We start from the raw sequence: 18,399 nt of genomic DNA, 5'->3' as shown, positions 1-18,399 counted from the left end.
GGCAGTCGGTGGTGTCGCGAGGGCGGCTCGATCCGGCGAACGGGCGGGGCGGCGTGAGACTGTGCCGGCCAGGCGGGGACGGGGGATCGGACCGCGGTCCGGCAGAGGATACACCCGCTGCCGAAATCGGGCATGGCGAATGATGGGTATACATACATTTTCGGGGGATGAGGCCGCGCAGACCTTCGAACCGAGGAACCATCAACGCGAGGGGTTTTAAACCTATCATTGCCGAAGATTCGCGCTTGAATTAGGATTAATAACCTACATAGCCGAGGAGATGCCCCATGCCCGATTGCCTGTCCCCCACCAGCCACCCCACCGACCACTTCCCCCGCTGGGCCGAGGAGCCGCCGGTTACACCCGGGGGCTCGCTCGTGCCCGGTTCGCGCTTCCACGAGGAACAGTGGGTGATGGCCGCCGGCATGCTGGCGCGTGGCGCCTCCTTCCAGCAGGTCGCCCGCGCCATGGGGTGCAGCCGCACCACGCTATGGCGTGCCTATTACGGGTCGCAGGCGTTTCGCCATCGCGTCTGGTGGGAGCGGCAGGCGCTGAACCGGGAGTCGGAGCTTCGGCTCGGCTCGCTCCGCGCCCTGGTGACCGAGCAGATCGAGCGGCTGGTCTCCTCCGGCGATCCCTCCACCGTGCGCTGGCTGGCCGAGCGGCTCGGCCTGTTCAGGGAGTGCGACGATCCGGGCGCCAGGCAGGCCGCTGCCGCCAACCCCGCCACCGCAGCAGCAGACCCCGCGCCGCCCGAGCCTCCGCTGCCCGGCCTCGACGACGACAGCATCCCCGGCGCGATCCGCGAGCACAATCCGCCCGACCCCAAGGTGATCGCCGCCATCGTCGCCCGGCCGGAGGCTGAGGGGCCGAAGGGTGTCTATCCCTGGACCGTCAACCCCGACGATCCCTATCCCAATCTCGGCTCGGCCCTGGAGCGCCAGGGCGGGGAAGGGGCGTTCCCCCGCCGCCGGTGAGCGGATGCGACAGTGGAACGCCGCCCGGAAAACGGTTCACGGCGTTTCAGACGTTCCATCCGCCCCACGCCGCAGCGCCGGCACCCCGCCCAAGACCGCCCCAAACCGCCACCTCACACCGCCGCCTGTTCGATCAGCCGGTTCGCCAGGGTCACCTTCTGCGCCAGCGTCGTCGCCAGGATGCGGTGCAGGACCAGCGCCAGTTCCGGATCCTCGCTCTCCAGCCGGGCGAGCGTCGCCGCGGTCAGCCGGTGGATGGTGGCGGGGGTTTCCACCACCACGTCGGCGCCGCGGGTCTGGCCCAGCAGCAGGGCGATCTCGCCGACCACCGCCCCGGCGGTCATGGTGCGCAGGCGCAGGCTGCGGCCGTCGGGCAGGGCGATCTGCACCTTCACCCGGCCGCGCCCGATGATGAAGACGTCGCTGGCCGCCTCGCCGGCACGGATCAGCACCTCGTCCGGCTCCAGATGCAGGGTGTCCAGCGCCATCACCGCATCGGCCAGCCGGGGGTGCGGACCGGTCATCGCCTCCAGATGGCGCAGCAGCGGCGCGTCCACTCCGCCACCGGCCGCGCCGCTCTGGGCCAGCAGCGCCTCCTCGCAGGATTCCAGCGCATGGTCGAGGTCGGGCGCACGGCGCAGCACCGGGTCACGGTCGGGGTCCAGGCCGCAGTTGCGGAAGGCGTCCTCCACCGCGTCGGGCAGGGCGCTCAGCACCAGCGTGGCGCCGGCCGCCTCGATCAGGTTGCGGATGCGGCGGAACACCCCGGCGGCGGCCGAATCCATGCCCTTGATGTGGCGGAAGTCGATGATCAGGAAACGCAGCGGCCGGTCGCCCACCTGTCCACCCGTCTGCCCGCCCGCCCGCTCCAGCCGGTCGCGCACCGGGCCGACGATCTGCTCGGCGGTGCCGAAGAACAGATAGCCCTGCAACTGCATCGCCTCGATGGCCGTTCCGGCGCCGGTCAGATGCAGGCTGGCCGCCGGGCTGCGGTCGACCCGGCTGCGCAGCTCCGCCCCGCTGTGCCGGCCGCGGATCACCGGCAGCCGGGAATAGCTGTAGACGAACATCGCCAGCGACACCGCCAGCCCCAGCGCCAGCCCCTCCATGAAGCCGATCCCGGCAATCGCCAGGACCACGGCCAGCACGATCAGCCACTCCGTCCGCGGCAGCCGGCGGCGCGCGTCGATCAGCCACTCCTGCAACAGCTCGACGCCGAGGAACAGGATCAGCCCGGCGGTCAGGAACACCGGCGTCACCGACACCAGCCACCCCGCAACGAACAGCCCGCCCAGGATCACCGCCGCGGTCGCCAGCCCGGCGCCGCGCCCGGTGGCACCCATCCGCCCGGCCAGCAGGGTCATGCCCAGCCCGACATAGCCGGACGGCCCGCCCAGCGCGCCCGTCAGCAGGTTGGCCGCTCCGGTGCTGCGCAGCTCCGCGTCGGCGTCGATGTCGCGCCCTTGGCTCAACTCCCCCTGGGCCAGCTCGATCCCGCTGACATTCAACAGAAGGCCCAGCATGCCCAGCACCGCGACGGAAACCATCGCCGGCAGCGCCGCCGCCACCCGGCCCCAATCGGCCAGCGCCAGAACCTCCGTCGGCACCGGCAGGCTGAACCCGCCGCCGCCGGCCACGCCGGGCAGCCAGCCCCAGCCGCGCGCCTCCTCCGCCGTCACCCCCAGCAGGGGCAGCCCGGCATGGAAGGCCAGCGCCGTCGCCAGCAGGACCAGCGGCATGGTGAAGGGGCTGTCGCTGCGCCGCATCGTCAGCACCAGCAGCCCGGCCAGCCCGACCGCCGCCGCGGCGGTGACCATCACCATCGGCGCCGCCAGCCCGGCGATGCCGGCGCCCAGCCCATGCCGCCCGCTGACCATCGCCAGCGCGCCTTCCACCAGCAGCCAGCCCGACCCGGCGAGGAAGCCGGCCACCACCGGATAGGGAAAGAACCGCACCAGCCGCCCCAGCCGAAGCCGCCCCACCGTCCAGAACAGCAGCCCGGTCACCAGCGTGCTGCCGCCCAGGATGGCGAAGGCGGTGGCGATCCTCACCTCCTCCGGCGCGCTCTCCAGGCCGGCGGCCATGGTCGCGACGGTGGAGGCCAGGATGGCGACGCCGGTCTCCTGCACCAGCGCCACGGAATTCGGCTGCGTGCTGCGCAGGGCGACCAGCAGGGCCAGGATGGCGGCGCTCAGCAGCACCACGCCGACCCCGGCGCCCAGCCCGGCCGCCAGCGGCCCGGTGAACAGCAGCGCGGCAATCGCCAGCCCGTTGCCCAGATTGTCGATGCCCGCGATCAGCCCGATCATCGCCGATGCGATCGGGCGCCGGCCGGGATGCGCAGGGTGGCCGGTGGAGGGTTTCCGAATGGGGGCGTCGCTCATGATGTCGCGTTCGGTCCGGCTGATCGGGCGGGTCTTGTGCAAAGGGCTGCGTCACGGCGGCAGACCGCCGTCACGGTTGCAGCAATGAGCGGAATTCCGCGGCCCAGGCAAGCAATAAGCGGTGATGAATTGTGCTGCGCCACCCTGCATTGCGCCAGCCGGTTCTTCCGCCGCGGGGCGACGGTCCCCCGACCCGGCCAGGGCTTGGTATGGTGGCATATGATTAAGCGTGTGTTGGCGTTGCAAAAATCAATTATCAGGAATCATATCTCTCGCTATAGGACGGTATAGAGGGAGAATTTCGTGAAGCATGCATATTTGCTGGGCCTGCTGATGCCCCTGGCGCTTGGCGCCGCCTCAGGCGCGCTGGCAGCAACCGCCGCGACCAAGGACGCTGCCGAACCGGCCGGCGAGGCCATCGGCAATCCGCCGCTGCTGACCAATTCCGAATCGCCGCGTGTCGGCTCTCTCCTGATGCGCCAGCCGCAGGCGACCGCCCGTCCGCACACCGGGCAGGCGCGCAATTACGACCTGTTCGTGTCCTTCACCGACGGCTATATCCGCAACCCCGCCCAGGGCCGTCCCGACGCGGTGCGGTTGCGCAGCTATCGCGGCACCAACGTCGATCCCAACCATCCCTATGTCGCGCCGACCATCGAAGCGACGCCGGGCGACACGGTGCGCATCAAGCTGCACAACGACCTGCCGGCCGATCCGAACTGCACCAGCCAGGCGGCGGCGGACATCAACACCCCGCACTGCTTCAACGGCACCAACCTGCACAGCCACGGCGTCTGGGTCAGCCCGACCGGCAACAGCGACAATGTGCTGATCTCGCTCAATCCGGGCGTCGATTTCGAATATGAGTACAACATCCCGGCCGACCATCCGGCCGGCACCTTCTGGTATCACCCGCACCGCCACGGCTCGACCGCACTCCAGGTCGGCAGCGGCATGGCCGGCGCGCTGATCATCCGCGGCGACCGTCCGCCGACGCGCGAGGCCAACGGCGATCTCGATACCCTGCTGACCAGCCCCAAGGGCGTGGCGATGACCGACCGGGTCCTGCTGTTCGAGCAGATCCCCTACGCCTGCACCAAGGACGGCAAGCTGAAGACCAACGCCGACGGCTCCATCGACTGGAGCTGCGCGCCGGGCGAGGTGGGCGAGGTGGTGTCCTACGACCAGTTCGGGCCGGGCACCTGGGAGCAGTCCGGGCGCTTCACCACCGTCAACGGCCGCGTCCGTCCGATGTTCGCCAACGCCAAGACCGGCGAACCGGAGCGCTGGCGCCTGATCCATGGCGGCGTCCGCTCGCCCATCACGGTGGAGTTCCGCAAGCTGGACCCCACCGGTTTCTTCCAGAGCGAGAAGACGCTGTCCGCCGCCGGCCAGGACCGCTTCGCCAAGGAACGCTGCGTCGGGCAGCCGGTGCCCTACATCCTGGCGGCCTCCGACGGCCTGACCATGGAGGAAGGGCAGGTGCGCACCAGCGTGCCGATGCAGCCGGGCTACCGCGACGATTTGCTGGTCAACTTCCCCGAACCCGGCATCTACTGCGTCATCAACAAGCCGTCCGCCGCCAACGCCAGCCCGGACCAGACCGCCACCTCCACCGGCGTGCTCGGCTTCGTCCGGGTGAAGGGCGACCGCGTTGTCAAGGATCCGGTGAAGGAGACCATCCGCCGGCTGTCGGTCAACGCGACGAAATACGCACCGTCGGTCGCCAAGGAGGTCATCGACGGGCTGACCTCCCGCTGCTTCGCCAAGGCGATGGTCGACACCCCCTATTGCCCGCGCTTCTCGAAGTTCACCGCCCACCGGCCGATCACCGAGCATGAGGTGATGCACCAGCCCAAGCAGGAGCTGACCTTCTTCATCAACCTGCCGCCGGAAGGGGGCAAGCGCACCAACCCGCTGTTCCAGGTCGCCGACAGCTTCGAGGTGGTGGAGAATCCCGACGGCACCTATGGTCCGAAGGGAGCCGCCGCTTACCAGCCGAACGTGGACAACCGGCCTGTGGTGCTGGGCACCGCCCAGCAGTGGGAACTGGCCTCCTACTTCGTCAGCCATCCTTTCCACATCCACGTCAACCCGTTCCAGATCGTCTCGGTCATCGGTCCGGACGGCCGCGACGTCAGCGAGCCCGGTTCCGGCGACCCGGACTATGCCGGCATGAAGGGCGTGTGGAAGGACACCATCTGGGTGAAGAGCGACAACAGCAGCGCGCTGACCTCCGCCGAGCCGCCGAAGGGCGTCTACAAGGTGACGGTCCGCACCCGCTACGAGCGCTTCATCGGCGAGTATGTGCTGCACTGCCACATCCTCGACCATGAAGACCAGGGCATGATGCAGAATGTCAGCATCGGCGTGCCCGATGGCCGCGGCGGCCTCGCCGGGGCGCATCACTGACCGCCCGGCGCGCTTCCCGCTTCCGCAAAGCCGGGAGCGGGGAGTGCGCTCCCCCCGATGCTGCGATCCGTCGCTGCCTCCAACCATTGAAAAAGGCCCCTGTTTGCGTCTACGGTCGCGCGTCCCCTTGGAGTGAGTGCATGCGCGATATCACCCCCGTCACGGTCGCACGCGGCGACGGCATCGGCTCGGAGATCATGGATGCCGTGCTTTATGTGATGAATGCGGCCGGCGCGCGGCTGAAGGTGGAAGAGGTTCCGGCAGGCGAGGCCGTCTACAAGCGGGGTCATCCCGGCGGGCTGGATGCCGCCGGCTGGGGATCGATCCGCCGCACGCGGGTCTTCCTCAAGGGGCCGATCACCATGCCCCAGGGATACGGCAACAAGTCGCTGAACGTCGTCGCCCGCACCACGCTGGGCCTGTTCGCCAATGTCCGCCCCTGCGTCTCCTACCACCCCTATGTGCGAACCCGGCATCCGCGCATGGACGTGGTCATCATCCGCGAGAACGAAGAGGACCTCTACGCCGGCATCGAGCATCGCCAGACCGACGACGTGATCCAGTCGGTCAAGCTGATCTCGCGTCCGGGGTCGGAGCGCATCGTCCGCTATGCCTTCGACTTCGCCCGCTCCAACCACCGGCAAAAGGTGACGGCCTTCGTCAAGGACAACGTCATGAAGATGACGGACGGGCTGTTCCTGAAGATCTTCTACGAGATCGCGGCCGATTATCCGGAGATCAAGGCCGACCACATGATCGTCGACATCGGCGCCGCCCGGCTGGCCGACCAGCCGGAGCGCTTCGACGTTATCGTCACCCTGAACCTCTACGGCGACATCGTTTCCGACATCGCCGCCCAGCTGACCGGCTCGGTCGGGCTGGCCGGCTCCGCCAACATCGGCGAGACCTGCGCCATGTTCGAGGCGATCCACGGTTCGGCCCCGATGATCGCCGGGCAGGGCATCGCCAACCCCTCGGGCCTGCTGATGGCCGCCGTGATGATGCTGGTCCATATCGGCCAGGGCGACATCGCCGCCCGCATCCACAATGCGTGGCTGAAGACCATCGAGGACGGCATCCACACCGCCGACATCTATGCCCGCGGCCTGGGGCGGGTCCGTGCCGGCACCGCCGCCTTCGCCGAAGCGGTGGTTGAGCGGCTGGGCCAGACCCCGGTCACCATGCCGCCGGTGGGCTATTCCACCGCAAGGCCGGCCTATGACGGCCTCAACCGGCTGGCGCCGCGCGTGCGTGCGCTGAAGGAGCTGGTCGGGGTGGACATCTTCCTGCATTGGTCCGGCGGCCTGCCCGACGATCTGGCCGAGCTGGTGCTGCCGCTGTCGACCGATGCGCTGAAGCTGACCAGCATCTCCAACCGCTCGCAGCGGGTCTGGCCGGACGGCAATGCCGATGTCTTCTGCACCGACCATTGGCGCTGCCGCTTCCTGTCTCAGCACGGCCCGGTGCAGCATGGCGCCATCGTCGAGCTGCTGGGCCGGCTGGCCGCAGCCGGGATCGACTTCACCCAGACCGAGAATCTCAGCAATTTCGACGGCAAGGCCGGCTTCTCGTCGCCGGGCCAGTGATCCGGTGGGCGGGGTGGGAATAAAGCGGCAGGGCAGGGCGTCATGACTGACGACGACGCCATCCCCGGACCCGACATGAGCCCGCCCGACATCGACGACCGCGCCATCGCCGCGCATGTGCCGCGGCTCCGGCGCTATGCCACCGCCCTGGTGGGCAACCGGCCGGACGCCGACGATCTGGTGCAGGACTGCGTGGAGAAGGCGCTGGCCAACCGCCATGCGCTGCGGGACCCGTCGAAGCTCGGCGGCTGGCTGATGACCATCCTGCACAACCTTCACATCTCCAGCCAGCGCGGCCGGCGGCGGCGCGGGGCGGAGGTGCCGGTGGAAGATCTGGCCGACGATCTGGCTCTGAGCGCCCCGCCGGCCGACCGTGGGGCGGTGCGCGACTTCGTTCGCGCCTTCGCCCAGTTGACCGATGAACACCGCACCATCCTGCTGCTGACGGGAATGGAGGGGCTGTCTTACCGCGAGGTGGCGGAGGTGCTGGAACTGCCGATCGGGACGGTGATGTCGCGGCTGGCCCGGGCGCGCGAAAAATTGAGGGTCCTGCTGGATGGTGGAACCCAGCAGGTCGTCAGGAGGATCAAGTGATGAGCGGCATCAGCAATCCCGTGACCGAAGCCGAGCTGCACGCCTGGCTGGACGGCGAATTGCCGGAGGAGAGGCAGGCCGCTGTCGAACGCCACCTCGCCGACAATCCGGAGGTCGCCCAGCGCTTCGAACGCTACCGTGTTCAGCGCTCCCTGTTGGGTCAGAGCTTCGGTCCGCTGATCGACCAGCCTCTACCCGACCGCCTGACCCCGCCCTTCACCGCCCGCGACCATTCCGAAAAGCCGCTTCCTGCCCGTGGCCGTGCTGTCTGGTGGGGAACGGCGATTGCCGCCTCCCTTCTGGTGTTCGTCGCCGGCGGTGCCAGCGGCTGGCTGATGCGCGACCGCATCGGCGTGCGGGCCGAGCCGCCGACCGCCGCCTTCATCGCCGATGCCGTCGCCGCCCACCGCGTCTTCTCCGTCGAGGTCCGCCATCCGGTCGAGATCGGCGTCGAGGAGGAAGCGCATCTGGTCAACTGGCTGTCCAAGCGGTTGGGCAAGAATATGCGTTGCCCAAAAGTCACACGAGGGGGTTACCAACTGATCGGCGGCCGGCTTTTGGCCGATTCCGCTGGACCTGTTGCAATGTACATGTACGAGGATGCGGCCGGGCGTCGCATCACGTTGTATATCCGCCCCTCTCCCAACACCTCCGGTTCAGCATTCCGGTTCGCCCAGGATGGCGGCGTCCGCGCTTTGTATTGGCAGGACAATGGGTTGGCGCTGGCTGTCGCCGGAGAGACCGATCGGGATACCCTGTCCGGCGTCGCCGAGGAGGTCTATGGCGCGTTGAATTCGTGAGTCTACCCACGGACTTATCAACAGGAATGTTGCCGCGCCCCCCTATCGTCCGCGGCCGTCATCTGGTAGCTTCCTCACCGGCTGGCACAAAATGTTGCGGCTTATGGAAAACGGCACTAGACCGTGACCTGTTTGCCACAGCATAACCGGACACCGGATCGGGAGTACTCGGGGATGAGTTGGACGGACGAGCGGATTCAACAGCTCAAGGATCTCTGGTCCCAGGGTTTGAGCGCGAGCGAGATCGCCGACATTCTGGGAGATATCACCCGCAACGCGGTCATCGGCAAGGCCCATCGCCTGGGCTTGTCGGGCCGGCCGTCGCCCATCAAGAAGAAGCCGACCCGCGGCGCCACCATCCTCGCTCTGACGGAGCGCATGTGCAAATGGCCGGTCGGCGACCCCAAGCACCAGGATTTCCACTTCTGCGGCAAGACCGCCCTGCCGGGCATGCCCTATTGCGCGGAGCACGCTGCTCTGGCCTATCAGCCGGCGTCGGGCAGCAAGAAGCGTGAGGAAGACCGCAACGTCGGCGCTGCCTGACAGTTCGGCAAGATACCCAACAAAAAAGCCCGCTCTCGGGGGAGAGACGGGCTTTTTTGTTGGGTGATTTGTGGGTCGACTGGTTGCGCGGGGAGGAGCCCTATCGGACCTTCGCCGCATCGCGCAGCACCAGAACCATCCCCTTATGGCCGGCGACCAGCATCGCCGCCCCGGCCGGCCGATCCGGTCCCTCGACCGACCACAGCGTGTCGCCGACGAACAGCCGGCCCTGTCCGTTGACGATCGGCTCGCTCAGCGTCACCGCACGGCCGACCAGCTGACCGGCGCGGTCGTTGATCCGGGCGGCATCGCTTTCCGACGACGCATTGCGGCGGCGTGCATGGACCATTGCGACGGCAACGGCAGCCCCCGCGGCGATTGTGAAGAATCCGGCCTCGTTGACCAGCCCCCAGTCATGCCAGAGCGCGGTGACCAACCCTGTCAGCATCGCCGCCCCGCCGAACCAGATCAGGAACAGGCCGGGGATGACCAATTCCGCCGCGATCAGCACCGCACCCAATGCTCCCCAAAGCAGAGGTGACATCCGTCACTCCCCATCCGCAGCGGATGCGGTCGGCGGCGCCGACCAAGGATTGCGCTTGGCGGCGGTGGGAGGCTCCGGCGGTCTCGGCGGGGTCGCGTCGCGCAGCAGCTCGCCCAGACCCGACAGGGCACCCGCCACACCGGCCAGTTCCACCGGCAGGATCATCGTCTTCTGGTTGGGAGAGGCGGCGAAGGCCTTCAGCGCCTCCATGTATTTCTGACCGAGGAAGTAGCCCAGCGCCTGGTTCGAACCCTGCGCCACCGCTTCCGACACCAGCCGCGTCGCCTTGGCTTCGGCCTCCGCCAGCCGTTCGCGCGCCTCCGCCTCCAGCTTGGCGGCTTCAAGCTTGCCCTGGGCGATGCGGATCTGGCTTTCCTTCTCGGCGTCGGCCTCCAGAATCTGGGCGCGGCGAAGGCGTTCGGCCTTCAACTGCCGACCCATCGCCTGAACGATGTCGTCGGGTGGGGTGATGTCGCGCAACTCGATGCGGGTCACCCTCACACCCCAGGAGGCGGTCGCCTCGTCCACCGCACGCAGCAGGTTGGCGTTGATCGCCTCACGCTGGCTCAACAGCTCGTCGAGGTCCATTGAACCCATCACCGTGCGGGTGGTGGTCATCGCCAGCGTCTGGATCGCCCGCTGCAGGTCGTTGACCTCGTAGGTCGCCTTCATCGGGTCCAGCACTTGGAAATACAGCACCCCATCTGCCGTCACCGCGGCATTGTCCTTGGTGATGACGCTCTGCGACGGCACGTCCACCACCGTCTCGCGCATGTCCACCTTGGCCCGGATCGAGCTGATGACCGGAAAGATCACGTTGAAGCCGGGATGCAGAGTCTCCTGATAGCGGCCCAGCCGCTCGACGATGAAGTTGAAGCCCTGGGGGACCGTGCGGACGCTCGTGATCGCCAGAATGACGACCAGCACGAACGCCGCGATGACCAGAATGCCGAGTTCCATCAATCGCCGCTCCTGACATGGACGAGCGCCGTCGCAGACGCCCTCACACCCCATCATGAGCCAATTCGGAGAGGCTGCAAATGCCGCCCCCGTCGCAACAGCGTGCCTCAGTAATCCTGGGTGTCATGCTTCAACCGCACCAGTTCGCCGTTCAACAGCGACAGCATCAGCTGCACCACCATCTCATGGACGATCACGGTGTGGTGGTTGCCGGTCTCCTGCATCGCCTTGCGCAGCGATTCCCGCACCGCGGGCACGCCGGTGACATCGATCAGCACATCCAGACCATCGCCCAGTTCCGCCAGATCGTGGAAGTTGGTGGTGGTCTTCACGCCCCGGTGTTCGGCAAGGCGCATGCCCGGCGCCTCCGGATCGAGATCCGCCACGCCCAGCAGTTCGACGAAGGGAGCGGCCAGCAGCTTGCGCAGCAGCGGCATTCCGGTTTCGCCGGCACCGATGACGGCGACGCGGAACAGATCGTTGGACATCGGGTTCGTTCCTTTTCAAATTCGGACAAGAAAAAAGCGGGGAGCCGAAACTCCCCGCTCGAACCCTAGCCGAGCCGCGGTCCGGTTTGACCCGGACGCGGCGTCGCACCCTCGTGAAGAAAGCGCCGGCTGAAGACGACGCCGGCCTTACGACCAGGCGGCCATCTTCTTTTCCAGATTGTCCGACAGCTTGTCCAGGAACTGCTTCGTGGTCAGCCACGGCTGCTGCGGGCCGATCAGGATGGCGAGATCCTTGGTCATGAAGCCGGACTCGACGGTCTCGACGCAGACGCGCTCCAGCGTCTGGGCGAACTTGATCACGTCCGGGGTGTCGTCGAATTTGCCGCGATAGGCCAGGCCCTGGGTCCAGGCATAGATCGAGGCGATCGGGTTGGTCGAGGTTTCCTTGCCCTTCTGGTGCTCGCGGTAGTGGCGGGTCACCGTGCCATGGGCGGCCTCGGCCTCGACGGTCTTGCCGTCCGGCGTGACCAGGACCGAGGTCATCAGGCCCAGCGAGCCGAAGCCCTGCGCCACGACGTCCGACTCAACGTCGCCGTCGTAGTTCTTGCAGGCCCACACGAAGCCGCCTTCCCACTTCAGGGCCGAGGCGACCATGTCGTCGATCAGGCGGTGTTCGTAGACCAAGCCCTTGGCCTTGAACTGGTCAGCGTAGGTCTCGTCGAAGATCTTCTGGAAGATGTCCTTGAAGCGGCCGTCATAGGCCTTCAGGATCGTGTTCTTCGTCGACAGGTAGACCGAGTAGCCGCGCTCAAGGCCGTACATCAGGCTGGAGTGGGCGAAGCCCTCGATCGAGTCGTCGAGGTTGTACATGCCCATCGCCACGCCGGCGCTGGGGTAGTCGAACACCTCATGCTCGATCTGGCTGCTGCCGTCGGCGGCTTCCCACTTGATCGTCATCTTGCCCGGACCGGGGACGACGAAGTCGGTGGCCTTGTACTGGTCGCCAAAGGCGTGACGGCCGATGATGATCGGCTTGGTCCAGCCCGGAACGTAGCGCGGAACGTTTTCGCAGACGATCGGCTCGCGGAAGACGGTGCCGCCCAGGATGTTGCGGATGGTGCCGTTCGGCGACTTCCACATCTTCTTGAGGTTGAACTCCTTCACCCGAGCTTCGTCCGGGGTGATGGTCGCGCACTTCACGCCGACGCCATACTGCTTGATGGCGTTCGCGGACTCGACGGTGACCTTGTCGTCGGTCTTGTCGCGGTTCTCGATGCCGAGGTCGTAGTACTTCAGGTCGATGTCGAGGTAGGGCAGGATCAGCTTGTCTTTGATGAACTGCCAGATGATGCGCGTCATCTCGTCGCCGTCGAGTTCGACGACCGGATTGGCTACCTTGATCTTGGTCATGGGTGCGAGATCTCCCCGAACGGGTAAGGGCGTTGTCATTCCTTGGGAGCCGGGCGCGTCGTCCAGCGGGCGCTTGTTGCCGGGGAGCATGCCGCATGGGTGGCTCCCCGGTACCCCGGGCGGAAATCAATCGCGGTTATATAGCATCGCCCCGTGACGGAAAGGAAGGCGCGGCGGTGGCTCAGGCGTCGATGTCGCACGATTCCGCTTGCAACACGGCCCTGCGCCCGGCCATGATGGTCAATTGGTATTACCGGTTGGCCGGATTGTGGCCCTTTGACGGCGGAATGCCGCGTTGGGGCCGCAAATCCGGCGCCTGGAACGGTCAGGCCGCCGACTCCGGCGTTCGTGAGGGTCGCCGTTCTACCGGATGGCTGGCCGCCGTGCCGGCAAGGTCTCGTTCCGCATTCAGCATGTAGTCACGGGTCAAGGGCACTGCCCCCAGCGAGCGTGCGACCTGGACTTGGAACACCATGTGCCCCTGCAGCCGGAAGGCCAGTTCGGCACCGGCCAGATAGAATTCCCACATGCGGCAGAACCGCTCGTCGTACAGGGCTTTGGCCTCTTCCCAGCGGTCGAGGAAGCGGGCACGCCAGTGACGCAGCGTTTCGGCGTAATGCAGGCGCAACACCTCCAGGTCGGTGGCGAACAGGCCGGACCGCTCGATGACCGGCAGCACCTCCGACAGGGCAGGGGAGTAGCCGCCGGGGAAGATGTATTTGCGGATCCAGGGGTTGGTGCTTGCCGGCCCGTCGAGCCGGCCGATGGAGTGGATCAGCGCCACACCCTCGTCGTTCAGCATCTCGCGTACCGCCGAGAAGTAATCGCGGTAATGCGGCACGCCGACATGCTCGAACATGCCGACCGAGACGATGCGGTCGAAGGCCCCCCGGTGGGCGGCGGCGAATTCGCGATAGTCGCGCAGCTCGAAGGCGACCCGGTCGGCCAGCCCCGCCTCCTCCGCCCGCTGGCGGGCGACCGCCAGCTGTTCGGACGACAGGGTAATGCCGGTCACCCGTGCCCCGGTGTGCCGCGCCAGATAGAGCGCCATGCCGCCCCAGCCGCAGCCGATGTCGAGCACCCGCATGCCCGGCACGATCATCAGCTTGGCTGCGATGTGCCGCTTCTTGGCCTCCTGCGCCTCGTCCAGCGATGTCCCCGGCTCGGGGAAATAGGCGCAGGAATACTGCATGTCCCGGTCAAGGAAGAGCTGATAGAACTGGCGTGACAGGTTGTAGTGATGCTCCACATTTTGCCGTGACCGCTGCATCGGGTTGTATTGCTGCACATGGCGCAGCAATGGCGATAGCGATTCCAACGCACGGCCCAGCGCACCCTGAACCTCGGCGCCGCTCATCAGCATCGCCAGCAGGTCGTAGATGGTGCCGCCCTCAATCGAAAAGCGGCCGTCCATATAGGCTTCGCCAAAACGCAGGCGGGGATTGATCAGCAGGTCGCGCTCGACCCTGCGGTCATGGAGGCGAAGGGTCAGATGTGGAGGACCGGATCCGATCCGATGATGTTTTCCATCGGCCGTAACAAGATTGAGGGTTCCGTCGCCCTTGGCGGCGGCAAGCAGGCGAACCAGCAGCATGCCGAACTCCTTCCGCGGTGCCGTCCAAGCATCGCGCGCAAGGCTGGGTGCGACAATTCGTCAATCGGTCAGGACTGCTACCCAATTGGGCATTGCTGCCCTATGCGCAGAGTTATGTGCGGAGGTGCTCCGCCGGGCCCTGAATGCGGAAAACCGCCCGGCCCCAGGTGGGGCGGGCGGTTTCCGGACGAGCGGTGCGACGATGCCGCGAGAACCCCGAAGGCGTCTTCGGGGCTGCCACGGCAGAAGGGCTATCAGCCCTCCTCTTCCTCGGTCGCGGTCTCTTCGACGAAGGTCTCTTCCTCGTCGTCGTCGCGCAGATCGGCGGCGGTGATCATGCCACCGCGCTGGGCCTGCAGTTCGGCCTCTTCAGCCGAACGGGCGACGTTGACCGTGACCGTGATCGACACTTCCGGGTGCAGGACGACGCGCAGCTTGAACAGACCCAGGGTCTTGATCGGGGTGTCGATCTGGACCTGCTTGCGGTCGGTCTTGTAGCCGGCGGCGGTCAGCGCGTCGGAGACGTCGCGGGTGGTCACGGAGCCGTACAGGACGCCGGTCTCGGCGGCCTGACGGATCACGACGACCGTCACCTTGTCCATCTTGGTCGCGACCTGCTCGGCGTCCTTGCGGCGCTCCAGGTTCACGGCCTCAAGGTGGGCCTTCTGCTTGTCGAAGACAGCCAGGTTCGCCTTGGTGGCGCGCATGGCCTTCCGCTGCGGCAGCAGATAGTTACGGGCGAAGCCGGGACGCACATTGACGACCTGGCCCATCTGGCCGAGCTTCTCGACCCGCTCCAGCAGAATAACTTCCATCACTCGTCCTCCTGACCGGGGGCCGCGGGGGAAAACCGGCGGCGCAGCCCGATCCATTGCTCGATCATGCCCAGGCCGACCAAAAGCAGGATCGGCCACCCGAAGAGAAACAGCATCATGTAGAAGCCAACCAGGATCAGCGTTCGCGCCGATTTGCTGCTGGCGAATACATGAACCACCGAAAGCCCGGCGAAGGCGAACGGGATTGCCAGGATCAGGGCCAGATTGACCGCCAGGAACCCGACGGTTCCCGGGACGGCCGATGCCGCAGCGACCGACACCGCGAACAGCGGCGCCAACCAACCCGGCAGTTCCAGCTCGGCCAGACGCATGGCAGGGCGCCGGTTGCGGCCGAACCGCATCAGCGCCCCCTGCGCCAGCACCGCGTTGACGATCGTCATGACAAGCCATGAGACCGCAACCAGTCCCGGCAGGACGGCCGCCACCCAGAATGCCTCGGGATCCGGGGCCGGCTGGCCCTGCGAGCGGAACGCCGGCTCGACGACTCGGGCCAGGGTCTGCCGCATCAGCCCTTCGAGCCCACCGGGCTCTCCGAGCGTCAGGATCACCGCGGCGAGCAGCGCCGCCACGCCCATCCCGGTCAGGCCCATCAGGACCCGGCCGGGCGGATACCATTCAAGGGATCCATCCTCCCGCGAGCGCGCCAGCAGCGACTGCCGCACCACCAGGATTGCCGGGGCAGCCCCGGTCACCAGGTAGGACAGCGCCACCAGCATGCTGCCGGAGGTGCCCAGCAGCACCGCGGCGGCACCGGCCAGACCGGCCAGCGCCACCACCGGAGCCCCCAGCCACAGTCCCGTCAGGAACAGGGGCAGGGGGGCCAGATAGCCCAGGATCAGCGCACCCATCCCGCCGAACGTGACCGACAGGTAGAAGAATGCGCTCGCCAGACCGCCGCCGACGGCGACCACCAGCGGAACGGCCGGACCCAAGGCCATGGAAACCCCTTGAAGAACCTTCACCGAAACAGTTCGGCCGTTGCCGGGCTTACTTCACCACGTAGGGGAGAAGGGCCAGGAAACGGGCGCGCTTGATGGCGCGGGCCAGTTCGCGCTGCTTCTTCGTCGAGACCGCGGTGATGCGGCTCGGGACGATCTTCCCGCGCTCGGAGATGAAGCGGGACAGCAGCTTGACGTCCTTGTAGTCGATCGCCGGGGCGTTCGCGCCCGAGAACGGGCAGGTCTTGCGGCGACGGAAGAACGGGCGGCGAGCGCCGCCGGTGCGGGCCGGAGCGCCCGTGGTCTGCTTGTCGGACATTTACGCGGACTCCCCTTCGGCGGCGGCAACGTTTTCCTGGCGACGCGGCGGACGCGGGCCACGGTCGTCGAAGCGACGCGGACCACGATCGCCACGATCGCCACGCTCGCCGCGCTCGTTGCGGCTCTGCATCATCGCCGACGGATTGGCGTCGAGCTCGTCGACACGCACGGTCATGAAGCGCAGCACGTCTTCGCTGATGCTCATGTTCCGCTCCATCTCGGCGACGGCGGCGGCCGGCGCGTCGATGTTGAAGAGGGTGTAGTGACCCTTGCGGTTCTTCTTGATCTTGTAGGTGAGGGTCTTCAGACCCCAGTATTCGCTCTTGGCGATCGTGCCGCCGTTGTCGCGAACGATCTGGGCGAACTGCTCAGAGAGCTGCTCGGCCTGGGCGGCCGAAATGTCCTGGCGCGCGATCAGCACGCACTCGTAAAGTGCCATTGCACTCCCCATGGCTGTTCATGGTCCGGCGCTGCGCCCCATCCCTCATGGATCGGATCAGCCGCCCGGGCCTAGCCGACGGCGGACCGACGGCAAGGAGTTATGAAGCGGCGCAGTATGCACAGGCCGGCGGTGGTAGCAAGTGGAAAACCTCCCCACCTTTTGGAAAATCTATGCCGGCCATAGGGTGTTGTCCGGATGAACGGGAGTGCTGCCCGGATGAACACCGCTGCGCTTCCCGGGAATGGGCTGGGTAGAGACGGGGCAGGGGTGGATATCGCACGGGATACGGTCCGGCGCATTTGACCGAAGTGCAATACACCGTCCCAGGCGCCATGTTGCGACTGCCGTTCCTGGCGGAGCTATGGGTCGACTCGCCCAGTCATGCTCCGTCGGCGGCATGACAGCCCGGTGCCTGGAGTAGCCATGCGCAAGAACATGTTGCCGTACCATGTCGTGGAACTGAGAGGGCTGGCCTGCATTCTGCTGGTCGCCTATCACGTGGTCGGCATTCCCGGATCCGGAATGCAGGTGGCGGAGGGGTCGATCTACCGCTATGCCACCGACAGCTTCGAGTTGATCCGTATGCCGCTCTTTACCTTCATCTCGGGGCTGGTCTATGCCCTGAACCCGGCCCGGAGCGATCGGCTGAAGACCTTCTTCACCAAGAAGCTTCGCCGCCTGGGCTTCCCGTTCCTGGTGGTGTCCGCCATCTTCTATTTCCTGCAGACGCATGCGCCGGGCGCGAACGGAAGTTTCGTTCCCGAGTCGATGTGGCGGATCTACGTCTACCCCTATGCCCATTTCTGGTATTTGCAGGCGCTATTCCTGATCTTCTCTGTCGTGGCGCTGCTCGATGCGCTCCACGCCATGGACAGACCGGGCGGATTCGTACTGGCAATGGCCGCAGCGGTGGCGGCCTGCCTGACGGTCCATGTCGAATCGAATATCTTCTCGATCAACGAGGCCTGCTTCCTGTTGCCGCACTTCCTGTTCGGGGTGGGCGTCACCCGATTCCGGGGGATGGTCCCGCGGCAGACGATGCAGGCGGCGGCCGGTGCTGCACTTGCCCTCGGCGTCGCGCTCCATCAGGCGTCGCTGTGGGGGTATCTGCCCCATTTCGGCTGGAACAGCAGCGTTGCCCTACTGTGCGGCATGGGTGGAGCGGTGACCCTGCTGCATGCCATGCCGTCGAGCCGGATTTTCCGGACCGTCGGCGCCTCTTCCTATGCGATCTACCTGCATCATGCCTTGTTCGCCGCCGGCACGCGCGTGGTGCTGCACCATGTGGATGCCCCGGACGGCGTGATTTTCTGGGGGGCTCTGCTTTCCGGCCTGATCGGCCCGATGGTGCTGGAGATGCTGGCGCAGTTCCGGCCATGGACCAGGGTGGCGCTGATGGGCAAGGCATGACCACAGGCCTTTGATTTGCACTGCGGCAAACGGTGCAAGACCCGGTGAGCGGCACCTCTGCGCGAGCCCACGGACAACCCCCTCGGAATGGCGGTTTTTCGTGGGCTTTCTGCCTCAATACGTGGCGTTTTATCGCACCATTGTCGCTTTGGTCATCGCGCGTCGCTTGACTTGCTCAAAAGTGAGGGTATGACTGTCG

17 protein-coding genes are annotated in these 18,399 nt (G+C 66.7%); 7 read left to right on the top strand and 10 right to left on the bottom strand.

Going from position 1 to position 18,399, the window contains the following annotated elements; translation table 11 throughout:
* Nucleotides 1-287 precede the first annotated feature (287 nt).
* The gene (locus tag ABNQ38_RS17975; protein ID WP_377809571.1) at nucleotides 288-977 is read left to right on the top strand and encodes a hypothetical protein; all 690 of its coding nucleotides are present in this window, start codon (nucleotides 288-290) and stop codon (nucleotides 975-977) included.
* A 113-nt stretch (nucleotides 978-1,090) separates the two neighbouring features.
* Here the strand turns inward: ABNQ38_RS17975 and ABNQ38_RS17970 are convergent, their stop codons facing one another.
* The gene (locus ABNQ38_RS17970; protein WP_377809570.1) at nucleotides 1,091-3,361 is read right to left on the bottom strand and encodes an SLC26A/SulP transporter family protein; all 2,271 of its coding nucleotides are present in this window, start codon (nucleotides 3,359-3,361) and stop codon (nucleotides 1,091-1,093) included.
* Nucleotides 3,362-3,664: 303 nt separating this feature from the next.
* Here ABNQ38_RS17970 and ABNQ38_RS17965 point away from each other — a divergent pair, with 303 nt between their 5' ends.
* The 5 genes from ABNQ38_RS17965 to ABNQ38_RS17945 all read left to right on the top strand — a co-directional run bounded on the left by ABNQ38_RS17965 (nucleotide 3,665) and on the right by ABNQ38_RS17945 (nucleotide 9,296).
* Nucleotides 3,665-5,773 (top strand): multicopper oxidase family protein, encoded by a 2,109-nt coding sequence (locus tag ABNQ38_RS17965; RefSeq protein ID WP_377809569.1) that lies wholly within the window; start codon nucleotides 3,665-3,667, stop codon nucleotides 5,771-5,773.
* A gap of 140 nt (nucleotides 5,774-5,913) precedes the next feature.
* Nucleotides 5,914-7,359, top strand: coding sequence for an NADP-dependent isocitrate dehydrogenase (locus ABNQ38_RS17960; protein WP_377809568.1), 1,446 nt, complete (start codon nucleotides 5,914-5,916; stop codon nucleotides 7,357-7,359).
* Nucleotides 7,360-7,401: 42 nt separating this feature from the next.
* The gene (locus ABNQ38_RS17955) at nucleotides 7,402-7,953 is read left to right on the top strand and encodes an RNA polymerase sigma factor (protein WP_109047670.1); all 552 of its coding nucleotides are present in this window, start codon (nucleotides 7,402-7,404) and stop codon (nucleotides 7,951-7,953) included.
* Nucleotides 7,953-8,753 carry an anti-sigma factor family protein gene (locus ABNQ38_RS17950; protein ID WP_377809567.1) on the top strand — a complete coding sequence of 267 codons (801 nt, stop codon included), beginning with the start codon at nucleotides 7,953-7,955 and terminating at the stop codon, nucleotides 8,751-8,753. Before ABNQ38_RS17955 ends, ABNQ38_RS17950 begins: the two co-directional genes overlap by 1 nt.
* Nucleotides 8,754-8,927: 174 nt before the next feature.
* Nucleotides 8,928-9,296, top strand: coding sequence for a GcrA family cell cycle regulator (locus ABNQ38_RS17945; RefSeq protein WP_109047672.1), 369 nt, complete (start codon nucleotides 8,928-8,930; stop codon nucleotides 9,294-9,296).
* A gap of 100 nt (nucleotides 9,297-9,396) precedes the next feature.
* On the opposite strand, the gene ABNQ38_RS17940 is transcribed toward ABNQ38_RS17945, so the two are convergent.
* The 9 genes from ABNQ38_RS17940 to rpsF form a co-directional block, all read right to left on the bottom strand.
* Nucleotides 9,397-9,840 carry an NfeD family protein gene (locus tag ABNQ38_RS17940; RefSeq protein ID WP_377809566.1) on the bottom strand — a complete coding sequence of 148 codons (444 nt, stop codon included), beginning with the start codon at nucleotides 9,838-9,840 and terminating at the stop codon, nucleotides 9,397-9,399.
* 3 nt (nucleotides 9,841-9,843) lie between these two features.
* Nucleotides 9,844-10,800 carry an SPFH domain-containing protein gene (locus ABNQ38_RS17935; RefSeq protein WP_377809565.1) on the bottom strand — a complete coding sequence of 319 codons (957 nt, stop codon included), beginning with the start codon at nucleotides 10,798-10,800 and terminating at the stop codon, nucleotides 9,844-9,846.
* 107 nt (nucleotides 10,801-10,907) lie between these two features.
* Nucleotides 10,908-11,288 carry an oxidoreductase gene (locus ABNQ38_RS17930; protein ID WP_377809564.1) on the bottom strand — a complete coding sequence of 127 codons (381 nt, stop codon included), beginning with the start codon at nucleotides 11,286-11,288 and terminating at the stop codon, nucleotides 10,908-10,910.
* Between the two features lie 147 nt (nucleotides 11,289-11,435).
* A complete protein-coding gene (locus ABNQ38_RS17925) occupies nucleotides 11,436-12,659 on the bottom strand; it encodes an NADP-dependent isocitrate dehydrogenase (protein ID WP_109047676.1) in 1,224 nt (407 codons plus the stop codon).
* Between the two features lie 325 nt (nucleotides 12,660-12,984).
* Nucleotides 12,985-14,253, bottom strand: a complete 1,269-nt coding sequence (locus ABNQ38_RS17920) for a class I SAM-dependent methyltransferase (protein ID WP_377809563.1) — start codon at nucleotides 14,251-14,253, stop codon at nucleotides 12,985-12,987.
* A 254-nt stretch (nucleotides 14,254-14,507) separates the two neighbouring features.
* Nucleotides 14,508-15,068 (bottom strand): 50S ribosomal protein L9, encoded by a 561-nt coding sequence (gene rplI / locus ABNQ38_RS17915; RefSeq protein ID WP_377809562.1) that lies wholly within the window; start codon nucleotides 15,066-15,068, stop codon nucleotides 14,508-14,510.
* Nucleotides 15,068-16,027 (bottom strand): DUF2232 domain-containing protein, encoded by a 960-nt coding sequence (locus tag ABNQ38_RS17910; RefSeq protein ID WP_098740030.1) that lies wholly within the window; start codon nucleotides 16,025-16,027, stop codon nucleotides 15,068-15,070. Before ABNQ38_RS17910 ends, rplI begins: the two co-directional genes overlap by 1 nt.
* A 49-nt stretch (nucleotides 16,028-16,076) precedes the next feature.
* Nucleotides 16,077-16,346: a 30S ribosomal protein S18 gene (gene rpsR, locus ABNQ38_RS17905; protein ID WP_012974291.1), complete on the bottom strand. Its 270-nt coding sequence runs from the start codon at nucleotides 16,344-16,346 to the stop codon at nucleotides 16,077-16,079.
* Nucleotides 16,347-16,787: a 30S ribosomal protein S6 gene (rpsF, locus tag ABNQ38_RS17900; RefSeq protein WP_098740029.1), complete on the bottom strand. Its 441-nt coding sequence runs from the start codon at nucleotides 16,785-16,787 to the stop codon at nucleotides 16,347-16,349.
* Between the two features lie 426 nt (nucleotides 16,788-17,213).
* Here rpsF and ABNQ38_RS17895 point away from each other — a divergent pair, with 426 nt between their 5' ends.
* Nucleotides 17,214-18,200, top strand: a complete 987-nt coding sequence (locus ABNQ38_RS17895; RefSeq protein ID WP_377809561.1) for an acyltransferase family protein — start codon at nucleotides 17,214-17,216, stop codon at nucleotides 18,198-18,200.
* Nucleotides 18,201-18,399 lie beyond the last annotated feature (199 nt).

The organism is Azospirillum sp. A29 (assembly GCF_042604625.1).
Taxonomy (GTDB): Bacteria; Pseudomonadota; Alphaproteobacteria; order Azospirillales; family Azospirillaceae; genus Azospirillum; species Azospirillum palustre.
The sequence above is the reverse complement of the archived record's forward strand: the minus strand, read 5'-3'. Positions and strand labels throughout refer to the sequence as shown.

Bases quoted from the DNA above. Each gene is read 5' to 3' on its own strand.
- ABNQ38_RS17975 (WP_377809571.1), top strand. From the start codon at position 288: ATGCCCGATTGCCTGTCCCCCACCAGCCACCCCACCGACCACTTCCCC.
- ABNQ38_RS17970 (WP_377809570.1), bottom strand. From the start codon at position 3,361: ATGAGCGACGCCCCCATTCGGAAACCCTCCACCGGCCACCCTGCGCAT.
- ABNQ38_RS17960 (WP_377809568.1), top strand. From the start codon at position 5,914: ATGCGCGATATCACCCCCGTCACGGTCGCACGCGGCGACGGCATCGGC.
- ABNQ38_RS17955 (WP_109047670.1), top strand. From the start codon at position 7,402: ATGACTGACGACGACGCCATCCCCGGACCCGACATGAGCCCGCCCGAC.
- ABNQ38_RS17950 (WP_377809567.1), top strand. From the start codon at position 7,953: ATGAGCGGCATCAGCAATCCCGTGACCGAAGCCGAGCTGCACGCCTGG.
- ABNQ38_RS17945 (WP_109047672.1), top strand. From the start codon at position 8,928: ATGAGTTGGACGGACGAGCGGATTCAACAGCTCAAGGATCTCTGGTCC.
- ABNQ38_RS17940 (WP_377809566.1), bottom strand. From the start codon at position 9,840: ATGTCACCTCTGCTTTGGGGAGCATTGGGTGCGGTGCTGATCGCGGCG.
- ABNQ38_RS17935 (WP_377809565.1), bottom strand. From the start codon at position 10,800: ATGGAACTCGGCATTCTGGTCATCGCGGCGTTCGTGCTGGTCGTCATT.
- ABNQ38_RS17930 (WP_377809564.1), bottom strand. From the start codon at position 11,288: ATGTCCAACGATCTGTTCCGCGTCGCCGTCATCGGTGCCGGCGAAACC.
- ABNQ38_RS17925 (WP_109047676.1), bottom strand. From the start codon at position 12,659: ATGACCAAGATCAAGGTAGCCAATCCGGTCGTCGAACTCGACGGCGAC.
- ABNQ38_RS17920 (WP_377809563.1), bottom strand. From the start codon at position 14,253: ATGCTGCTGGTTCGCCTGCTTGCCGCCGCCAAGGGCGACGGAACCCTC.
- rplI (WP_377809562.1), bottom strand. From the start codon at position 15,068: ATGGAAGTTATTCTGCTGGAGCGGGTCGAGAAGCTCGGCCAGATGGGC.
- ABNQ38_RS17910 (WP_098740030.1), bottom strand. From the start codon at position 16,027: ATGGCCTTGGGTCCGGCCGTTCCGCTGGTGGTCGCCGTCGGCGGCGGT.
- rpsR (WP_012974291.1), bottom strand. From the start codon at position 16,346: ATGTCCGACAAGCAGACCACGGGCGCTCCGGCCCGCACCGGCGGCGCT.
- rpsF (WP_098740029.1), bottom strand. From the start codon at position 16,787: ATGGCACTTTACGAGTGCGTGCTGATCGCGCGCCAGGACATTTCGGCC.
- ABNQ38_RS17895 (WP_377809561.1), top strand. From the start codon at position 17,214: ATGCGCAAGAACATGTTGCCGTACCATGTCGTGGAACTGAGAGGGCTG.